Origin of the sequence: Promicromonospora sp. NPDC052451, from assembly GCF_044547525.1 — a bacterium.
Classification (GTDB): domain Bacteria; phylum Actinomycetota; class Actinomycetes; order Actinomycetales; family Cellulomonadaceae; genus Promicromonospora.
In genome coordinates this window covers 1-18829 of sequence record NZ_JBIUAP010000009.1, presented here as the reverse complement: position 1 = coordinate 18829, position 18829 = coordinate 1, and the positions used below count along the sequence as shown (strand labels likewise).

Genomic DNA, 18829 nt, shown 5'->3' with positions numbered 1-18829 from the left:
GCAGCAGACAGCGGTAGGCCCGCCAGGCAACGCGGCCTGGCGGGCCTGCCGGTGCGAGTGCGGTCGCCTCAGGCGCGCAGCTCGCGGTACTTCGCGATGAGGGCCGCCGTCGAGGGGTCCTGCGCCGCGAGCGCCGCCTCGTCGCCGGCGACCGCCGGGGCGATCTCCAGCGCGAGCTTCTTGCCGAGCTCCACGCCCCACTGGTCGAACGAGTCGATGCCCCAGACGACGCCCTGCACGAACGTGATGTGCTCGTACAGCGCCACGAGCTGGCCCAGCACGGACGGCGTCAGCGCGGGGGCGAGGATCGACGTCGTGGGCCGGTTGCCGCTGAAGACCTTGGCCGAGACCAGCTCCTCGGCGACGCCCTCGGCCCGCACCTCGTCCGCCGTCTTGCCGAACGCGAGCGCCTTGGTCTGCGCGAAGAAGTTCGCGAGGAACAGCCCGTGCACATCGGCTCCCGCGGCCACGGCACCGCCGTCGCCCACGGCGTCGGCCAGCGGGTAGGCGGGGTTGGCCACGGCGATGAAGTCGGCCGGGATGAGCCGGGTGCCCTGGTGGATGAGCTGGTAGAACGCGTGCTGGCCGTTGGTGCCGGGCTCGCCCCAGAAGATCTCGCCGGTCTCGGCGGTCACGGGCGAGCCGTCCCAGCGCACGGACTTGCCGTTGGACTCCATGGTGAGCTGTTGCAGGTACGCCGGGAACCGGTGGAGCTGCTGCGCGTACGGCAGGACGGCGTGCGTGTGCGCGTCGCGGAAGTTGGTGTACCAGACGTTGAGGAGCCCCATCAGCACGGGCACGTTGGTCTCGAACGGCTGGGTCCGGAAGTGCTCGTCCATGGCGTGGAAGCCGCCGAGGAAGTCGGCGAACGCGTCCGGTCCGACGGCGACGGCGAGCGACGTGCCGATGGCCGAGTCCACGGAGTAACGGCCGCCCACCCAGTCCCAGAACCCGAACGCGTTGGCGGGGTCGATGCCGAACGCCTCGACCTTGTCCAGGGCGGTGGACACGGCCACGAAGTGCTTGGCGACGGCGTCCGCGCGCCCGTCCTCGGAGTCCTCGATGGCGCCGGCGGCCACCAGCGAGCGCCACAGCCAGTCGCGGGCGAGCCGCGCGTTGGTGAGGGTCTCCAGCGTGCCGAAGGTCTTGGACGCGACGATGAACAGGGTGGTCGTCGGGTCGAGGTCGGCGGTCTTCTGCGCCACGTCGGTGGGGTCGATGTTGGAGACGAACCGCACCTCCAGGCCGTCCTGGACGTAGGGCTCCAGGGCCTCGTAGGCCATGACGGGGCCCAGGTCGGAGCCGCCGATGCCGATGTTCACGATCGTGCGCACGGGCTCGCCCGTGACACCGGTCCACTCCCCGGAGCGGACCTTCTCGGCGAAGGCGTACACCTTGGCGAGCTCGTCGGCGACGTCGGCCGTGACGTCCTGGCCGTCGACGGTCAGCGGCTCGTCCGACGGGCGGCGCAGCGCGGTGTGCAGCACGGCGCGGTCCTCGGTGACGTTGATGTGCTCGCCCGCGAACATGGCGGCGCGCCGCTCCGCGAGCCCCACCTCGTCGGCCAGGGCGAGGAGCGCGGCGAGCACCTCGTCCGTGACCAGGTTCTTCGAGAGGTCGACGTGCAGGTCTGCGGCCTGGTGGCTCAGGCGCGCGGCGCGGTCCGGGTCGGCGGCGAACCAGCCGCGCAGGTCGGGCCGGAGGTTCTTGGAGAGCTCGGTGAGCGAGCCCCAGGCGTTGGTGGTGGTGGCGTCGACAGGCACACGGCCCGGCTCTGAGGTCATGACTCAACCGTAGTGCGGAGAGCCTGCGCCGCAGCCTCGGCGAGTGTCTGATCCGTCACCTCGTAGCCGGTCTCACCCCCGCCGCCGGGGCCGGCGGCGTCGACCACGGTGCGCTTGGCGGACAGGTGCACCGCGTCCACGCCCACACCGAGCAGCGCGGGTACGTCCGCCGCCGTCACGCCGCCGCCGGCCATGATCTCGATGCCCACCTCGGCGCTGCGCTCGACGAGCGCGGCCAGCCGCTCCAGCCCGTCAGCCGCGCGGGCGGCGCCGCCGGAGGTGAGCACGCGCGCCACGCCCAGCTCGGCGAGCACGTCGAGCGCGGCGACCGGGTCGGCCACGACGTCCAGCGCCCGGTGGAACGTCACCTCGGCGTCCTCGGCGGCCGCGACCAGCTCGCGCACGCGCGCCACGTCCACCTCGCCCGACGGCGTGAGCGCGCCCACGACGACCCCGTCGGCCCCGGCGTCGACGGCGAGCGTGACGTCGCGGAGCATGAGGTCGGTCTCCGCGGCCGAGTACACGAAACCCCCGGGCCGGGGCCGCACCAGCACGTGCACCTCGAGGATCGGCGCGCTGTCGGACGCCGGGACGACCGCGGCGGCAGCGACCACCGCCTCGACGAGCCCGGCGCTGGGCGTGATGCCGCCGGTGGCGCCGAGCGCGGAGCAGAGCTCGACGCGCCGGGCGCCGACGCCCGCGGCGATCACCGCCCCGGCGGGGTCCTGGACTGCGAGCTCGAGCGCGACACGTGGGGGCACGGCGCCAGCGTAGCCGTGCGGGAGGTGCGCGTTCGCCCGCCGTCACGGGGGCCGAGTCGGTAGGGTCCCATGGCATGGCCATCGATCCCAGTGCGATCCTCCAGGGGCGCGCTCCCGGACGTGCCCCCGTCGGAGTGATCGTCGGGATCGTCTTCGCCTCGGTCTGCCTGCTGGTCATCCTGGCCTTCGACGCGCTCACGGGTGGCGCGTCGTTCGTCGTCGGGCTGCTGCTGGCGCTGCTGCCGGTGGCCGTCTGGCTGCCGCTCGTGCTCGCGCTGGACCGGCTCGAGCCGGAGCCGCCGAACGCCCTGGTGTTCGCGTTCCTGTGGGGCGCGGGCGTGGCGGCACTGTTCGCGAGCATCCTCAACACCCTCGGGTTGTCGCTCCTCACCGAGACCGAGCTCACGGGCGAGGAGGAGGGCTGGTACCTCGTCGCGACGTTCGGCGCGCCGGTGGTCGAGGAGCTGCTCAAGGGCGCGGTGCTCTTCGGCATGCTGTGGTGGCGCCGCCAGGAGCTGAACGGCCCGACCGACGGCGTCATCTACGCCGCGATGGTGGGCCTGGGCTTCGCCGCGACGGAGAACGTCCAGTACTTCGTGGACGCGCTCGAGTCGGACCAGCTCGGGTACGTGTTCGTGCTGCGTGCCATCGTCTCGCCGCTGCTGCACCCGCTGTGCACCGCGATGACCGGCATCGGCGTGGCCGTGGCCGCGCTGGCGGGCCCCGGTCCGCTGCGCCGGCGGGCCCCGCTCTACGGTCTGCTCGGCGCGATGGTTCTCCACAGCCTGTGGAACGGCTCGACGAAGTTCGGCATCCTGGGCCTCGCCGGGGCCTACCTCGTCGGTTTCGCCGTGCTCGTCGCGCTGATCGTGATCCTCGCGCGCGACCGCCGTCGGATCGTCCAGCTCATCGGGCACTACCTGCCGCTGTACGGCCCGATCGGCATCGTCACGAACGACGACCTGCGCATGCTGTCCAGCCTGCCGGGCCGCCGCGCGGCCCGGAGCTGGGCGCGCGCGGCGGGCGGGCGGCAGGCCGAGCGCGCCATGACCGACTACCAGCAGGCCGCCACCGAGCTGGCCCTGCTGCACCAGCGGGCCGGGGCGCAGCGCGACCTCGACCCGCACGGCCTGGAGCAGCAGCGGCAGTACCTGGTGTGGGTCATGCAGCAGGCCCGGGCCGCGTTCGTCGCGCGGCTGCCGCACCCGCCTGCGTCACCGTGGGGCGCGAGCGGCTTCCGCCCGCCGGGCCAGCCCTGACCAGCGGCGCAGCCCCACGGCCACGATCACGCCGACCACCAGGTGCTCGGTCGTCAGGAGCGCGACCGTGGCGGGCGTGGTGCCGCCCGCTGCTCCGGTGAGCGACACGAGCAGGGCCACGCCGCACAGCACCAGCCATGCCACCTCGCCGCCGCCCTTGGTCAGGCGCGCGATGACCGCCCGTACGCCCCAGCCGGCGAGGCCGGCCACGAGCGCGGCCACCGCCGCGGCGACGACGGTCACCGGCTGGGTGCTCGCCCCGGCCCGCGCCTGCGGGTCGACGCCGAGCGCCGCGCCGACGAGCCAGACCGCCACGGCGGCGACGGCGGCGGCGAGCGGCACCGCCCAGGCGGGCCACGGGCTACGGGTCACCAGGTTCTCGGCCATGCGTCCTTCTCCTTCTCGGCACGTCCGTCGCGCCTGGTCACAGCCTCCCGACGCGACCACGACCGGGGCATCCGACCGGGGTACCGAGCCGGGTCACCCTTCGGTAGCGGAATCCCCGACCAAGGTCGGTGTCCGACGCCGGGGCGCGTCCGTAGTGTCGCCGGCATGACGACTGGTGATCCGCGGAACTTCCCGCCCGACGACGCCGAGCACGCGCGTTCCTCGCGCCGTTCCGTGGCTCTGGCCATGGTGCTGCTCGGGGTGCTGACCCTCACCACGGTGCTCTCCCGCCAGGCGAGCGGGGGCGACGCGCTGCCCCTGCGTCTCCTGGACCTGGCGGTCGCTGTGGCCTCGCTGGCACTGCTGCCGCTGATGTGGGCCCGCCGCTCGGTGCCCGCCGCGCTCGTCCTGGCGGCGCTGTCGGTGCTCTCGCCGGGCGCCACGCCGGCCGCGACGTCCGGGGTGCTGCAGATCGCCCGGTGGTCGCCCCTGCGCACCGCGGTCCTCGTGGCGGCGGCGAGCGCCGCGGCGCACGCGGCGCAGGGCCTGTGGCGACCGCCGGCGTTCCCCTACGGCTGGTGGCTCCTGTGCGACGCCGCCGTCCACGCCGCGCTCCTGGGCTGGGGCGCCTACCTGCAGGCCCGCGCCCAGCTCCTGGCCGACCTGCGGGCCCGCGCCCACCGCGCCGAGGCCGACCGGGAGCAGGCGCTGGAGGCCGCCCGGTCCGGCGAGCGCAACCGGATCGCCGCCGAGATGCACGACGCGCTCGGGCACCGGCTGTCCCTGCTGGCCGCGACCGCGGGCGCCGTCGAGTACCGGCCGGACGCTCCCCCGGACCAGCTCGCGGCGGCGGCCGGGCGGGTGCGCACCGGCGCCGCCGAGGCCCTGGAGGACCTGCGCCGGCTGGTGCGCCTCCTGCGCGGCGGCGTGGATCAGCTCGCCCCGCCGCCCACGCTCCACGACATCCCCGGGCTCGTGGACGCGGCCCGCTCCGTGGGCGCCACCGTGGTGCTGGACCAGACCGACGACCGATCGGCCGCCGGGCGCGGCGACGAGCCGTCACCTCCGGTCGCGACGGCCGCCTACCGTGTGGTCCAGGAGGGCCTCACCAATGCCCGACGTCACGCGCCGGGCGCAGCCGTCCGTGTCACGGTGGCCACCCGTGCGGACGAGGTCCGGGTGGTCGTGGCCGACGACGGCCCCGCACGTCCTGCGACCAGCGCGCCCGGCACCGGGCTGGTCGGCCTGCGCGAACGCGTCGAGCTCCTGGACGGCACGCTCGACGCAGGCCGCTCACCTGCTGGTTTCGTCCTGGAGGCACGGATACCGTGGGCCTGATGGAGACCCGCCTCGTGATCGTCGACGACGATGCCCTCGTGCGCGCGGGCCTGCGCCTCATGCTCGACGGCGCCGAGGGGATCCGCGTGGTCGGTGAGGCCGCCGACGGCGGGGACGTGGCGCAGGTGCTCGATGCGCACGCGGCCGACGTGGTGCTGATGGACCTGCGGATGCCCGGCGTCGACGGCATCGAGGCCACCCGGCGGGTGCGCGCCCGGCCGTCACCGCCCGCCGTCGTCGTGCTCACCACGTTCGACACCGACACCGAGGTGGCGGGTGCGCTGCGCGCCGGGGCGGCCGGCTACCTGCTCAAGGACATGCCGCCGGCGCGGATCGCCGCAGCGGTCCGCGCGGCCGCGGGCGGCGAGCCGGTGCTCGCCCCTGACATCGCCCGCCGTCTGATGGACACGGTCGCCGCCGGGGGCGGCGAGGTGCGGGAGGCCCGGCAGGCCCTGGACCGCCTGACGGGCCGCGAGCGCGACGTCGCCCTGGAGATCGGGCGTGGCTCGTCCAACGCCGAGATCGGTCGGCGCCTCTACCTCAGCGTCCCGACGGTGAAGGCGCACGTGTCGAACGTGCTGCTCAAGCTCGGCGTGGAGAACCGCACGCAGGTGGCGCTGCTGGTCCAGCAGGCCGGCGCGGTCTGACCCGACCGGGCCGGATCAGCCGCGCAACCCCAGGAACTCAGCCACCCGGTCCGACGCCGGCGCGGTGCGCAGCTCCTGGGGCGCCGCCACCTGGAGCAGCCGGCCCCGGTCCATGACGCCCACCCGGTCGGCCACCGCGGAGGCCTCGGCGTGGTCGTGCGTCACGAACACCGCCGTCGTCCCGGTCTCCACCAGCGCGGCCCGCACCTCGCCGGCCAGGCGTTCGCGGAGCTGCCGGTCGAGCGCCGACAGCGGCTCGTCGAGCAGCAGCAGCCGAGGCCGCGGCGCCAGGGCGCGCGCCAGGGCCACCCGCTGCTGCTCGCCGCCGGACAGGGTGGGCACCGACCGCTGCTCGTACCCGGCGAGCCCCACGAGGTCCAGCAGGGCGGCGACCCGCTCGTCCCGCTCCTGGCGGGTCAGGGGCAGGGTCTCCAGCCCGTAGGCCACGTTCCGCCGCACGTCCCGGTGCGGGAAGAGCTGTCCGTCCTGGAACATCAGCCCGAACCGGCGCCGGTGCACGGGCACCCCGGCGAGGTCGGCGCCGTCGTACAGCACGTGCCCGCCGGCCAGCGGCTCCAGCCCGGCCACGGCCCGCAGCAGGGAGGACTTGCCGCAGCCGCTCGGCCCGAGCAGCGCCACCACCTCGCCGGGCTCGACGGCCAGCGTCACGCCGTCCACGGCCGTCGTGCCGCCGTACCGGACAGAGACGTCCCGGACCTCCAGCCCCGCCATCAGAACTCCCCTCCCGCGCGGTCGTCGCGCAGTCGCTCCGCCACCATCATCACCGTCGCGGCCAGCGCGGCCAGCACCACGGACGCCGCGAGCGCCATCCCGTAGTTCTCCGCCCCGGGCCGCCCGATGAGCCGGTAGATCACGACCGGCAGGGTGGCACCGTCGGGCCGCGCGAGGAACGACGTGGCGCCGAACTCGCCGAGCGACACCGCGAACGCGAACCCGGTGGCCAGCCCGACCGACCGCAGGGCGATCGGCAGGTCCACGGTGCGCAGCACGCGGCCGGGCCCGGAGCCGAGCACGGCGGCGACCTCGCGCAGACGGGGGTCGATGGCCCTCAGCACCGGCAGCACGGTGCGCACCACGAGCGGCACGGCCACGACGGCCTGGGCCACCGGCACGAGCAACCCCGAGGTGCGCAGGTCGACGCCGAGCACCGGCTGGTCCATGGTGATCAGGAACCCGAAGCCGACGGTCACCGCGGACACGCCCAGAGGCAGCATGAACAGGCCGTCGAGCGTCCCGACGGCGCGCCGCGCCCCCACCGACCGGGGCCGACGGGACACGACGAGGGCGACGAGCCCGCCCACGACCAGCGCGATCACCGTGGCGGCCAGCGCGATCCGCAGCGAGGTGGCCGTGGCCTCCCAGACGGTGACGACCAGGGCGTTGCGCTCGCCGGTGGTGCCGAGCGCGAGGTAGTTACCGGGTCCCCAGGAGCCGTCGGGCTCGCGGAACGAGCGGGCCACCAGGCCGGCCAGGGGCAGCACGATGAGCCCGGCGACGATCACGATGCCCGCGAGCGCCGCGGCGGCGTCGGCGGGCGAGCGCCAGGACAGGGGGCGTGCCGTCCGGCGCGCCGAGACGAGGTGCAGGGCGGCCTCGCGGCGCCGTCGGGCCCGCGCGGAGACGGCCAGGGCGCCCGAGATGACCACGAGCTGCAGGATCGAGAGCACGGAGGCCGCCTGCAGGTCCAGGAACTGGGTGGTGCGGGTCCAGATCTCGGTCTCGATGGTCCCGTACCGCACGCCGCCGAGCACGAGCACCACCCCGAACGCGGTGGCGCAGAACAGGAAGACCACCGAGGCCGCGGACGTGATCGCGGGCGCGAGCGAGGGCAGGGTGACGGTGCGGAACACCCGGGCGGGTCCCGCGCCGAGCGAGGCCGCGGCCTCCTCGGCGCGGGGGTCGAGCCGTTCCCACAGCCCGCCCACGGTGCGCACCACCACCGACACGTTGAAGAAGACGAGCGCGACGACGATCCCGGCGAGCGACTCCTCGAGCCCGAGGAACCCGAGGGTGCCGCTGGGCGCGAACAGCGCGCGGAACGCGACGCCGACCACGACGGCCGGCAGCACGAACGGCACCGTCACCAGCCCGCGCGCCAGGGTGCGCCCGGGGAACGCCCGCCGGTACAGGAGGTAGGCGAGCGGCAGGCCGAGCAGCACCGAGAACACCGTGCCGAGCACCGCCTGGGTGAGCGTGAGCCCCACGAGCCGCCAGGTGCGCGGCCGGGACAACACCTCGGCGAAGCCGGTGAGGTCGAGCGCGCCGTCGGGCACGAAGCCCCGCACGACGAGCGCGACCACCGGCCACGCGAAGAAGACGCCGAGGAAGGCCAGGGGGACGGCGACCGCCGCTCCCCACAGGAACGGTGCGAGCCGCGGGCCGCGCCGGGGCCGGTCCGTCGGCGTCCGGCTCAGGCTCAGCCCACGACCGTCTCGGTCCACCGTTCGATCCACTCGTCGCGGTGCTCGCTCACGTCGGCGGGGTCCACCTCGAACGGTGCCTCGGCCTGCGGCGCGAACTTCTGCCAGTCGGCGGGGAGCTCCACCGAGGCATCGGCCGGGTACATGTACATCGACTCCGGCAGGGCGGCCTGCACGTCCTCGGTGAGCAGGAAGTCCACCAGGGCGCGGGCGCCCTCGGGGTTGTCGGAGCCGGCCAGCACGCCCGCGTACTCGACCTGCCGGAAGCAGGTGTCCAGCAGCGCGCTGGTGGTCGACGCGGCGCCGTCCTCGGTCACGGTGAACGCGGGCGACGTCGCGTACGACAGCGCCAGCGGCCGCTCACCGCCCTCGCCCGCCCCGGAGAAGTCCACGTAGTAGGCGTCCTCCCACGAGTCGGCGACCTTGACGCCGTTGTCCACGAGCGACGCCCAGTAGTCCTCGAACCCGTCCTCGCCGAACGCGCCGATCGTCGCCAGCAGGAACGCGAGCCCCGGGGACGACGTCGCCGGGTTGGTCACCACGAGCAGGTCCTTGTATTCGGGGTCGGCGAGGTCCTCCAGGGTCTTCGGCACCTCCAGGCCCGACTCCTCGAACCACGCCTCGTCGGCGTTCACGCACACGTCGCCCTGGTCGACCGGTGTGAGCGCACCGCCCACCTGCTCGACGCCCTCGGGCAGGCCCTCCGGCGTGTACTCCTCGACCACCCCGGCCTCCAGCGCGCGGGAGGCGAACGTGTTGTCGATGCCGAACACGACGTCGCCCAGCGGCGCGTCCTTGGTCAGCACCAGCTGGTTCACGAGCGTCCCGGCGTCGCCCGCCGCACTGACCTCGACGGTCAGGCCCGACTCCTGCTCGAACCGGTCCACCAGCTTCTCGTCCAGCGCCCACGAGTCGTGGGTCACCAGCGTCACGGTGCCCGACGCCGCGCCTGCCGACGTGGTGTCCTCGGAGCCGGTACCGCCCGAACCGCCGGCGCAGCCGGCGACCAGGAGTGCCACGGCGACCGCGCCGCCGACCGTACCGCTGTGGAAGGCGCCCCTGGGGGCACCGGAAAGACGCAACATCGTGCCTCGACTTCCTCCGCCGGTGTGAACCGGATCAGGTTCAAGGGTCTGCGGTTCTCCGCACTCTCAGCGCCGTCGGGGCGCTCCCCTGTCGTTTCCGTGCAGCCTAGTCCGCCGTCGGGGGCTACGGTGTAGAGGTGGCCCAGATTGAGACGGAACAGACACTCGCCGAGAAGGTCGGCACCCTCGCCCTGACTATCGCGGCCGGCTGGGTCGCGCAGAAGGCGGTCAGCATGATCTGGAAGGGTGTGACCGGCAACGACGCCCCCAACAAGCCGGACGACCCGGAGCTGGACCTGGTGCAGGCGACGGTGTTCGCGGCCGTCGCGGCCGGCACGGCGGTGTTCGCCAAGCGCCTGGCCGCGAAGGGCGCGCACACCGCCGCACTGCGTATCGCGGCGCGTCGCTCAGCGGTGTGACCGGCGCGGCCGCCGGGTCAGCAGCGCGTCATGGCTCCGCGGCCGCCCCACCGGCTGGACGGCGTCGAGCGCGCGCGTCAGCGCGGCCTGCGTCACCCCCGCCTTCTCGTCGTCGGCGCGGAGCGCGGCCATGACCTGGTCCGCCGCGAGACGCAGGGGCACGCCGACGGTGGCGGCGACCTCGCGCAGGGTCGCGTCGGCGGTCGCCTCGTCCACTCCGCGTACCGCGACGATGACGCCCTTGACCTGCTCGATCGCCGCCTGGCTGACGAACGCGCGCTGGACCGCCCCGGCCGAGCGGCGGTTCAGCGCTTCCTTCTGGACCGGCGTCACGTCCAGCACGTAGCCCGCCACCTCGGGACCTCCGCCGGATTCTCGACGTTGCCCCTGGCCGATGACCACGACCGATCGCGTGCGCCCGTTCTTGTCGACGATGCGGTGGGCGCAGGCGAACGGCCGGCCGACCCGCAGGGCCTCGCTGGCGGCGCGCACCACCCGGAGGCGGTCGTCAGGGTGCTTGCGGGAACGTAGCGCGTCGAGGCCGGGTTCCACCTCGTGCCGCCGCCAGCCGTGCATGGTGTAGACCTCGTCGGACCACCACCAGTCGCCGGTTGCCAGGCCTACGCGGTACCGGCCGATCAGCAGGTTGGTCCCGATGCCGAGGGCGTCCGCCAGCTCGCCGGGCGCGACCCGTGGCATGGCGGACGGGACGTCGCCGCCGTCCACGAGGGCGAGACCGTGCTTCTTGTCGGGGGACATGTGAACCTCCCAGATCCGAGGGGACCTGGAGCCGCTTCATGACTCCGAGACCAACCACCTTAGAACAGTTCGGATACTTCGGACAGCCGAACGGGCACCGGAGCGCTCGTGGCACCCTGGTCCCGTGAGCTTCACGCATCTGGACGACCGCGGCCAGGCCCGCATGGTCGACGTCACCGCCAAGCAGCCGACGGTCCGTTCCGCCACCGCCTCGGGCACGGTGCGCTGCACCCCCGACGTCGTGCGGGCCCTGCGGGACGGCGCCGTACCCAAGGGCGACGTCCTGGCCGTGGCCCGCATCGCGGGCATCGCGGCCGCCAAGCGGACACCCGAGCTGCTGCCGCTGGCGCACGTGATCGGCGTGCACGGCGCCGCGGTCGACCTCGTGGTGACCGACGACGGCGTCGAGGTCACGGCGACCGTGCGCACCGCCGACCGCACGGGTGTCGAGATGGAGGCGCTGACGGCCGTGGCAGTCGCCGGCCTGGCCGTCGTCGACATGGTCAAGGGGCTCGACAAGTCCGTCTCGCTCGCGGACGTGCGCCTGGAGCGCAAGACGGGCGGCAAGTCCGGCGACTGGGTGCGCGGCGCATGATCACCGTCCGCTACTTCGCCGGTGCCCGCGAGGCGGCCGGGCTCCCCACCGAACAGGTCGACGGGCCGACCTCGGTCGCCGCCCTTCGCACCGCCCTGGCCGGCGCACACCCGGGCCTCGGCGACGTGCTGCCGCGCTGTGCCCTGCTCGTCGCGGGGGCACGGACGACGGACGGTGCCGCGCCGGTGCCGGACGGGGTCACCGTGGACGTGCTGCCGCCCTTCGCGGGCGGCTGAGCCGGCCGGGCTCCGCGCCGTCGCGGGCTCAGTGGTCGGCGCCGTCGAGCTGGGACCGCACGTGGGGCCACAGCGTGAGCACCACCTGGAGCCCGTCGCGCACGCCGCCGGAGGATCCCGGCAGGTTCACGACGAGCGCGCGCGCCCCGTCACCCGACCGGGCGACGCCGGCGAGCCCGCGGGAGAGCACGGCCGTGGGCACCCCGGCGGCGACCCCCTGCTGCCGCACCGACTCCGCGATGCCGGGGATCTGGTACTCGAGCACCTCGGCCGTGCCCTCAGGGGTGAGGTCGCGGGGCGTGATACCCGTACCGCCCGTGGTGACCACCAGCCGGGCGCCGTCGTCGAGCGCGGTCCGCAGCACTCCGCGGACCGGCTCGACGCCGTCGGGCACCAGGTAGGTGCGCACCTCGGTGTGGCCCGCCTGGCGCAGGAGCGACACGGCGGTGGGGCCGGAACGGTCCTCGGCCTCGCCGCGCGCGCAACGGTCGGAGACGGTGATCACCGCTACGTGGTCGGACGTCATGCCGACACGCTATCGGCCTCCGGCTCCGGGGACTGCTCGGACTCCAGGGCCTTGGCACGCCGGTGCGCCCGCACCGACCAGAAGACGGCGGCAGCCCAGCCCAGCCAGATCACCACGTAGACGGGGATCTTCACGGGGTCCGTGGCGGCGATCCAGTCGCTGTTGAGCAGGGTGCGCGTGTTGGTGAGCACGATGACGCCACCCACGAGCGACCCGAGGATGCGCGGCGGCACGAGGCGCACGAGCCAGGCGGCGATCGGCGCGGCGATCAGGCCGCCGATGAGCAGCGCCAGCACCCAGGTGAAGTCGATGCCCTCGCCCGACAGGCCCACGAAGAAGCCGACGCTGGCGGCGATCGCCACGAGGAACTCGCTGGTGTCGATCGAGCCGATCACCTTGCGGGGCTCCAGGCGGCCGCTGGCCAGGATCGCGGGCGTACCCACCGGGCCCCAGCCGCCGCCACCGGTGGCGTCGAAGAAGCCCGCCACGAGGCCGAGCGGGGCGAGGAACCGCTTGCGCAGCGGCTTGTCCGAACGGGTGGGCAGCCCCTGCACCGTGAAGCGCAGCAGCACGTACAGGCCGAGCGCCAGCAGGATGATCGACATCACCGGGGCGGCGATCTCCGTCGACAGCGACGAGAGGAACGTGGCGCCCGCGAAGGCGCCGATCGCGCCGGGGATACCGATCTTGGCGACGACCTTCCAGTCGACGTTGCCGAAGCGCCAGTGGGAGGCGCCGGAAGCGAGCGTGGTGCCGATCTCGGCGAGGTGAACGGTGGCCGAGGCGGCTGCCGGGTTGGTGCCGATCGCCAGCAGCAGCGTCGTGGAGGTGACGCCGTAGGCCATGCCCAGACTGCCGTCCACGAGCTGCGCGCCGAGGCCGACGAGCGCTAGCAGGATCAGGGTTCTCATGGTCGTTGCCTTCCAGGTCCGGGGGGGGTGCGGCACAGGGCCGCGCGAGCGCGGTTCCCCCAGTATCCATCCATCCCGGTCGGAAACAACAAGCATCTCAGACATCGGATTAGTGCGTATGCGGAACGAGGGGCCCGAACCCTCGGGGATCCGTCAGAAAATCAGCCGGACGATTCTCAGGATGTGGACGCCTCCCGGGCGGCCCCGGGCGCCGTCAGGAGTTGGCCCAGGCCGACTCGCCCTGCGTCAGCGCCCGGACCTCTTCCGGCAGGTTGCCCGCCACCAGGTCGGCGAGAGAAACCGCCTCCAGCACGGCACGCACGTTGGCCCGCAAGGCCACCCACACGTGCAGCAGGGGCGCGGCCGCGCCCTGGAACTCCAGGTCGGAGGGCCGGTTGCCCCGGACGAAGACGAGCGGGCCGTCCACGGCGCGCACGACGTCGGCGATCGTGATCGTGTCGGCGGACCGCGCCAGGCGGTAGCCGCCGCCGGCCCCGCGGTGGCTCGTGACGAGCCCGTCGCGGCGCAGGTCGCTCAGGATCCCCTCCAGGAAGCGGTGCGGAATGTCCTGCGCGCGAGCCAGCGCCTCGGCGCGCACGGGTCCGTCGTGGTCGGCAGCCGCCAGCTCTGCGGCTGCTCGGACGGCGTAGTCGGCTCGTGCGGAGATCCTCATGGACCCATTCTCTCTCGGAGGACGGCGGCGGCGCTCCGGGCCGCAGATGAGGAGCGATCAGGCGTTCTGCATCCGCGTGCACGGTGCTAGCGTTCGTTCCGTGCCGCAGATGAGGATCAGAGAAGCGGCGGCGTACCTGGGCGTCAGCGACGACACGGTGCGGCGCTGGATCGACCGCGGGCTGCTCGGCGCGCACACGGATGCGTCAGGCCGCAAGGTGGTCGACGGCTACGAGGTGGCGATGGTGGCCCGCGAGCACGCCTCGCCCCCCGGCCTGCCGTCAGGTCTGCGCAGCTCGGCCCGCAACCGCTTCGTCGGCCTGGTCACCGACATCCGCACCGACGCCGTGATGGCCCAGGTCGAGCTCCAGTGCGGGCCGTTCCGCGTGGTCTCGCTGATGAGCAGCGAGGCGGTACGCGACCTCGGGCTGGAGCCCGGGTCGGTCGCGGTGGCCGCCATCAAGTCCACGAACGTCGTGATCGAGACCGAGGACCGGAGGGATTCCGCATGAGCGGCACGATGGCGAACAGGCCGGTACGCCGCGGGACGACCCGCATGATGACCACGATCGCGGCGGCCGTCGTCGCCGTGGCCCTGGCGTCGTGCGCCGGCCCGGGCTCGGCGGCCGACGACGCCGGGGAGCGGACCCTGACCGTCTACGCCGCCGCGTCGCTGACCGGTACGTTCGAGCAGATCGCCGCCGACTTCGAGGCGGCGCACGAGGGGGTCTCCGTCGAGCTGTCGTTCGCCGGCTCGTCCGACCTCGTGGCCCAGATCCAGCAGGGCGCCCCGGCGGACGTGCTCGCCTCGGCCGACACCGCGAACATGGACAAGCTCGTCGATGACGGCCTGCTCGCCGGCCCGCCCGCCGACTTCGCGTCGAACACCCTGGCCATCGCCGTACCCCCGGGCAACCCGGCCGGCATCGCGTCGCTGGCCGACCTGACCGGCGACGACGTGCAGCTCGTGGTCTGCGCGCCCGAGGTGCCCTGCGGCGCCGCGACGGAGCATGTCGAGCAGGCGTCCGGCCTGACCTTCGCGCCCGTCAGCGAGGAGCAGAGCGTGACCGACGTGCTCAACAAGGTGACCACCGGCGAGGCCGACGCCGGGCTCGTCTACGTCACCGACGTGCGCGGCGCGGGCGACCGGGTCGAGGGCATCGAGTTCCCGGAGTCGGGCAGCGCGGTCAACGTGTACCCGATCGCCGCGCTGGGCGGGAGCGAGGAGCCCGAGCTCGCGCAGGAGTTCGTCGACGCCGTGCTCGGTGCGGACGGGCAGCGCGTCCTCGCCGACGCCGGCTTCGCGGCACCGTGATCCCTCGGTGGGTCGCCGCGGTCGCCGCGGTCGGAGCCCTGCTGGTGCTCCTCCCGCTCGCGGCGATGGCGGCCCGTGTGGACTGGGCGAGCTTCTGGACCCTGATCACCAGCGAGTCGTCCGTCGCCGCGCTGCTCCTGAGCCTGCGGACGTCGGCGGTGAGCACGCTGCTGTGCCTGCTGCTCGGGGTGCCGCTCGCACTCGTGCTTGCCCGTGGACGCTTCGTCGGGCGCGACCTGCTGCGCTCGCTGGTGCTGATCCCGCTCGTGCTGCCGCCGGTGGTGGGCGGCATCGCCCTCCTGTACACCTTCGGCCGCCGCGGTCTGCTGGGCCAGACCCTGGAGGTGGCCGGCGTCCAGATCGCGTTCTCCACGACCGCCGTCGTGCTGGCGCAGACCTTCGTCGCCCTGCCGTTCCTCGTGATCAGCCTGGAGGGCTCGCTGCGCACGGCCGGCACCCGGTACGACGTCGTCGCCGCCACGCTGGGCGCCCGCCCCGGCACCGTCCTGTTCCGGGTGACCCTGCCGCTGGTGTGGCCCGGACTGCTGTCCGGCACCGTGCTGTCCTTCGCCCGGTGCCTCGGGGAGTTCGGCGCGACCATCACGTTCGCGGGCAGCCTCCAGGGCGTGACGCGGACGCTGCCGCTCGAGATCTACCTCCAGCGGGAGACCGACCCCGATGCCGCCGTCGCGCTGTCCCTCGTCCTCGTGGTGCTCGCGGTGCTGGTCATCGGTCTGACCCGGCGGAGCCGGAGCGCCCTGTGAGCCTCTCCCTCTCCGTGCACGTCCCCGAGCGCGACGTCCAGATCGATCTGGAGGTGGCCGACGGCGAGACCGTCGCCCTGCTCGGCCCGAACGGCGCCGGCAAGTCGACGCTGCTGTCCGTGGCGGCCGGGCTGCTGCGCCCCCACCACGGCCACGTCACGCTGGACGGCCGCACCCTCACCCGGGTCGAGGCGGGCCGTACGCGCGCCTGGGTGCCCCCGCATGCCCGGCAGGTGGCCCTCCTGGCGCAGGACCCGCTGCTGTTCCCGCACCTGTCGGTGCGGCACAACATCGCGTTCGGCCCCCGCTCCCGAGGAGCCTCCCCGCGGTCCGCGGCCGCGGACGCCGCACGGTGGCTGGACCGGATCGGCCTGCCCGAGCTCGCCGACCGCCGGCCCGCCGAGGTGTCGGGCGGCCAGGCCCAGCGGGTGGCCGTGGCACGCGCACTGGCGGCCGACCCGCGCCTCCTCCTCCTCGACGAACCCATGGCGGCCCTCGACGTCGACGTCACCCCGGCGCTCCGCCATCTCCTGCGGGAGGTCCTCGCAGGACGGACGGTGGTCCTCGCGACGCACGACGTGCTGGACGCCCTCCTGCTCGCCGACCGGGTCGTGGTGCTCGACGGCGGTCGCGTCACCGAGCAGGGGCCCACCCGTGAGGTGCTCTCCCGACCGCGGAGCGCCTTCGCCGCCCGGATCGCGGGCCTGAACATCCTGACCGGCACATGGTCCGCCCCGGACCGCGCGATCCGCCTCCCGACCGGCGACCTGGTCCAGGGCCGGCTCCACGACGACGGCGGGGCCGCCGACCAGGTGGCACCGCAGCCCGGAGCGACGATGACGGCCGCGTTCCGCCCGTCGGCCGTCTCGATCTTTCCCGAGCGCACCGCGGGCTCACCGCGCAACGCGTGGCCGGTCGAGGTGACCGCGCTCGAACCGCAGAGCGGGCTCGTACGGGTCCGGGCCGGCCAGCTCAGCGCAGGCCAGCTCAGCGCCGACATCACGCCGCAGGCGGCGGCCGATCTGGCGATCACTCCCGGCGACACCGTCTGGTTCACCGTCAAGGCGACCGAGGTCGACCTGTACCCGGCATGACACCCGAGCGGCGCTCAGCGAAAGCACCGCCGGCCGTCAGGCGTCAGGCCTCAGGCCTCAGGCCTCAGGCCTCAGGCCAGGATCTGCCCGGCCTGCTGCGCGGAGGCGGCGAACGAGCCCGTCAGCGGCAGCTCGGACAGGATGACGGCCTGGGCGGCGTGGTAGACGTCAGGCTTGCCGATCCAGGTGCGGCCCGACGGGCGGTTCTCCGTGTCGAGCTCGTGGTGCCACGATCCCTGCGCGGCGTCGATCAGGTGCTCCTGGATCCACCCCCACCACTCGCCCTCGAGCCGGACGTAGCGCTCCTCGCCGGTGACCCTGCCCAGCACGTTCGCGGTGGCGACCGCCTCGGCCGCGACCCAGTGGAACCGCCGCGGCTCCACGGGCGTCCCCGACCAGTCCGTGGTGTAGACGAAGCCGCCACCGTGCTCGGCATCCCAGCCGTCCTCCACCGCACGCTCGAACAGCGCGGACGCCGCCCGGGTGCGACGACCGGCCGTCCCTGCCTCCGCATCGATCTGCAGCAGCAGGCGGGCCCACTCGAGCCCGTGCCCGGGGGTGGCACCGTACGGCTTGAACGGGTCGTGAGGGCGGTCGGCGTTGTACTCGAGCAGGGGCTGCCAGGAAGCGTCGAAGTGCTCGGGGATTCGCCAGTCGTTCGACTCGGCCCAGCTCACCACCCGGTCGCCGATCGCGGCCGCCCGGTCCAGCCACAGCCCGTCACCCGTCGCCGCATGCGCGGCGAGCAGCGCCTCGACGGAGTGCATGTTGGCGTTCACCCCGCGGTAGTCCGATGCCGAGGCCCAGTCCCGGCTCCGCTCGTCGAGGTGCAGCTGATGCTCCGGCTCCCAGAATCGTGCGTCCAGCACCGCGAGGGCCTCGGTCAGCAGCTCGGCCGCGCCCGCGATGCCGGCAACCTTGCCGGTCGACGCCGCCAGCACCACGAACGCGTGGGCGTAGGCCTCCTTCGTGCCGACGAGGTCGTCGCCCTCCCCGCGCGAGGCGAGCCACCCGCCGAACTCGGCGTCAGCGAGCACCTCCCGCAGCCCGGTGATCGCACGAGCCGCATGCTCCCCCGCGCCCTCGACCCCCAGCAGATGCCCGACGGCGAAGATGTGCGCCATCCGCGACGTGATCCAGGTCTCGACGGGGTGCGAGGCGTCCGGGCGGCCGGCGTCGTCGAGCCAGCACGCCGCGCCGTCCTCACGGAGAGACGCCTCGGCGAAACGCAGCAGCGACACGAAGTGCTCCCTGCGCCACGTGGAGTCGGTGATGCCTGCGGCCTGGGAGCTGGTGGATTCCGCGCCGGTGCGGGTCATATCTGCGTTCACACCCGCCACGATAGCCGCGGGGTGCGTGACGACGGCAAGTCGTCCCAGGGCGCGAGGTCGCAGCTCTGTTGGGAGCGCTCTGTTCGGGGCATAGAAATGCGTCAGGGGATGAACCGCTCCCGGCCACCCCCACCAGGGGGTAGTCCGGGGGTTCATCCCCTGACGCTGAATGGTTGTCCGGCGGCGTCCTACTCTCCCACCCCGTCTCCAGGGCAGTACCATCGGCGCTATGAGGCTAAGCTTCCGGGTTCGGAATGGGACCGGGCGTTTCCCCCACGCTATGACCACCGAAACACTATCGAGACCAGGCAACCCCACACCACAAACAGGGGGGGGTTGGTGCCCGTGACTCGGGAACCGCACAGTGGACGCGAACACACACCACACAGACTCATCAAAGAGCCCAGTGCCTTGAAAGAATTTGAGTGTTGAGAAAGTTATCGGCAAGTTAGTACCGGTCAGCTCCACAAGTCTTCAGTCCTTGCTTCCACATCCGGCCTATCAA

The 18829-nt window shown here is 73.7% G+C and carries 21 protein-coding genes, 1 rRNA gene and 1 riboswitch; of the genes, 10 read left to right on the top strand and 12 right to left on the bottom strand.

Annotated elements, in window-relative coordinates; genetic code table 11:
• Positions 1-68: 68 nt before the first annotated feature.
• The gene (gene pgi / locus ACIG47_RS16590; protein ID WP_397413077.1) at positions 69-1784 is read right to left on the bottom strand and encodes a glucose-6-phosphate isomerase; all 1716 of its coding nucleotides are present in this window, start codon (positions 1782-1784) and stop codon (positions 69-71) included.
• Positions 1781-2545: a copper homeostasis protein CutC gene (locus ACIG47_RS16585; RefSeq protein WP_397432087.1), complete on the bottom strand. Its 765-nt coding sequence runs from the start codon at positions 2543-2545 to the stop codon at positions 1781-1783. The genes pgi and ACIG47_RS16585 overlap by 4 nt, the downstream gene beginning before the upstream one ends.
• A gap of 74 nt (positions 2546-2619) precedes the next feature.
• Here ACIG47_RS16585 and ACIG47_RS16580 point away from each other — a divergent pair, with 74 nt between their 5' ends.
• Positions 2620-3804: a PrsW family intramembrane metalloprotease gene (locus tag ACIG47_RS16580; RefSeq protein WP_397413075.1), complete on the top strand. Its 1185-nt coding sequence runs from the start codon at positions 2620-2622 to the stop codon at positions 3802-3804.
• Here ACIG47_RS16580 and ACIG47_RS16575 read toward each other — a convergent pair.
• Positions 3760-4191: a DUF6069 family protein gene (locus ACIG47_RS16575; protein ID WP_397432086.1), complete on the bottom strand. Its 432-nt coding sequence runs from the start codon at positions 4189-4191 to the stop codon at positions 3760-3762. The genes ACIG47_RS16580 and ACIG47_RS16575 overlap by 45 nt on opposite strands.
• 165 nt (positions 4192-4356) lie before the next feature.
• Between ACIG47_RS16575 and ACIG47_RS16570 the strand changes: the two genes are divergently transcribed.
• Positions 4357-5529: a sensor histidine kinase gene (locus tag ACIG47_RS16570; RefSeq protein WP_397432084.1), complete on the top strand. Its 1173-nt coding sequence runs from the start codon at positions 4357-4359 to the stop codon at positions 5527-5529.
• On the top strand, positions 5529-6176 hold the full coding sequence (locus ACIG47_RS16565; protein WP_397432083.1) for a response regulator transcription factor: 648 nt from the start codon (positions 5529-5531) through the stop codon (positions 6174-6176). Before ACIG47_RS16570 ends, ACIG47_RS16565 begins: the two co-directional genes overlap by 1 nt.
• Before the next feature lie 15 nt (positions 6177-6191).
• Here the strand turns inward: ACIG47_RS16565 and ACIG47_RS16560 are convergent, their stop codons facing one another.
• From ACIG47_RS16560 to ACIG47_RS16550, 3 genes are all read right to left on the bottom strand, one after another.
• Positions 6192-6908 carry an ABC transporter ATP-binding protein gene (locus tag ACIG47_RS16560; protein ID WP_397432082.1) on the bottom strand — a complete coding sequence of 239 codons (717 nt, stop codon included), beginning with the start codon at positions 6906-6908 and terminating at the stop codon, positions 6192-6194.
• Entirely contained in the window at positions 6908-8611 is a 1704-nt protein-coding gene (locus ACIG47_RS16555; protein WP_397432307.1) for an ABC transporter permease, read from the bottom strand. The genes ACIG47_RS16560 and ACIG47_RS16555 overlap by 1 nt, the downstream gene beginning before the upstream one ends.
• Before the next feature lie 2 nt (positions 8612-8613).
• A complete protein-coding gene (locus ACIG47_RS16550; RefSeq protein WP_397432080.1) occupies positions 8614-9702 on the bottom strand; it encodes a thiamine ABC transporter substrate binding subunit in 1089 nt (362 codons plus the stop codon).
• A riboswitch (TPP riboswitch) is annotated at positions 9697-9802 on the bottom strand. It overlaps the preceding gene by 6 nt.
• Positions 9803-9839: 37 nt before the next feature.
• Between ACIG47_RS16550 and ACIG47_RS16545 the strand changes: the two genes are divergently transcribed.
• The gene (locus ACIG47_RS16545; protein ID WP_397413071.1) at positions 9840-10121 is read left to right on the top strand and encodes a DUF4235 domain-containing protein; all 282 of its coding nucleotides are present in this window, start codon (positions 9840-9842) and stop codon (positions 10119-10121) included.
• Here ACIG47_RS16545 and ACIG47_RS16540 read toward each other — a convergent pair.
• Positions 10110-10880, bottom strand: coding sequence for a PAS and ANTAR domain-containing protein (locus ACIG47_RS16540; protein ID WP_397432079.1), 771 nt, complete (start codon positions 10878-10880; stop codon positions 10110-10112). The two genes, ACIG47_RS16545 and ACIG47_RS16540, sit on opposite strands and share 12 nt — an antisense overlap.
• Positions 10881-11004: 124 nt before the next feature.
• On the opposite strand from ACIG47_RS16540, the gene moaC reads away from it, so the two are divergent.
• Both moaC and ACIG47_RS16530 read left to right on the top strand, forming a co-directional pair.
• A complete protein-coding gene (gene moaC / locus ACIG47_RS16535) occupies positions 11005-11475 on the top strand; it encodes a cyclic pyranopterin monophosphate synthase MoaC (protein ID WP_397432077.1) in 471 nt (156 codons plus the stop codon).
• A complete protein-coding gene (locus ACIG47_RS16530; protein WP_397432076.1) occupies positions 11472-11711 on the top strand; it encodes a MoaD/ThiS family protein in 240 nt (79 codons plus the stop codon). Before moaC ends, ACIG47_RS16530 begins: the two co-directional genes overlap by 4 nt.
• A gap of 28 nt (positions 11712-11739) precedes the next feature.
• On the opposite strand, the gene ACIG47_RS16525 is transcribed toward ACIG47_RS16530, so the two are convergent.
• The 3 genes from ACIG47_RS16525 to ACIG47_RS16515 form a co-directional block, all read right to left on the bottom strand.
• On the bottom strand, positions 11740-12237 hold the full coding sequence (locus tag ACIG47_RS16525) for a molybdenum cofactor biosynthesis protein B (RefSeq protein ID WP_397432074.1): 498 nt from the start codon (positions 12235-12237) through the stop codon (positions 11740-11742).
• Positions 12234-13148: a sulfite exporter TauE/SafE family protein gene (locus tag ACIG47_RS16520; protein WP_397413066.1), complete on the bottom strand. Its 915-nt coding sequence runs from the start codon at positions 13146-13148 to the stop codon at positions 12234-12236. Before ACIG47_RS16520 ends, ACIG47_RS16525 begins: the two co-directional genes overlap by 4 nt.
• A 214-nt stretch (positions 13149-13362) precedes the next feature.
• Entirely contained in the window at positions 13363-13821 is a 459-nt protein-coding gene (locus tag ACIG47_RS16515; RefSeq protein WP_397432072.1) for an RrF2 family transcriptional regulator, read from the bottom strand.
• Between the two features lie 100 nt (positions 13822-13921).
• Here ACIG47_RS16515 and ACIG47_RS16510 point away from each other — a divergent pair, with 100 nt between their 5' ends.
• Genes ACIG47_RS16510 through ACIG47_RS16495 form a run of 4 tightly spaced genes read left to right on the top strand, consistent with a single transcriptional unit; the run spans position 13922 to position 16993 of the window.
• The gene (locus tag ACIG47_RS16510; RefSeq protein ID WP_397413064.1) at positions 13922-14332 is read left to right on the top strand and encodes a molybdopterin-binding protein; all 411 of its coding nucleotides are present in this window, start codon (positions 13922-13924) and stop codon (positions 14330-14332) included.
• 44 nt (positions 14333-14376) lie between these two features.
• Complete coding sequence (modA, locus tag ACIG47_RS16505; protein ID WP_397432306.1) at positions 14377-15135, top strand: molybdate ABC transporter substrate-binding protein; 759 nt, start codon at positions 14377-14379, stop codon at positions 15133-15135.
• On the top strand, positions 15132-15899 hold the full coding sequence (locus tag ACIG47_RS16500; RefSeq protein WP_397432070.1) for an ABC transporter permease: 768 nt from the start codon (positions 15132-15134) through the stop codon (positions 15897-15899). The genes modA and ACIG47_RS16500 overlap by 4 nt, the downstream gene beginning before the upstream one ends.
• Positions 15896-16993: a sulfate/molybdate ABC transporter ATP-binding protein gene (locus ACIG47_RS16495; protein ID WP_397432069.1), complete on the top strand. Its 1098-nt coding sequence runs from the start codon at positions 15896-15898 to the stop codon at positions 16991-16993. The genes ACIG47_RS16500 and ACIG47_RS16495 overlap by 4 nt, the downstream gene beginning before the upstream one ends.
• 71 nt (positions 16994-17064) lie before the next feature.
• Here ACIG47_RS16495 and ACIG47_RS16490 read toward each other — a convergent pair whose 3' ends face one another.
• Together ACIG47_RS16490 and rrf are read right to left on the bottom strand one after the other, a co-directional pair.
• Positions 17065-18324, bottom strand: coding sequence for an AGE family epimerase/isomerase (locus tag ACIG47_RS16490; protein WP_397432067.1), 1260 nt, complete (start codon positions 18322-18324; stop codon positions 17065-17067).
• Positions 18325-18499: 175 nt separating this feature from the next.
• Positions 18500-18616, bottom strand: a 5S ribosomal RNA gene (rrf, locus tag ACIG47_RS16485).
• Between the last annotated feature and the right edge of the window lie 213 nt (positions 18617-18829).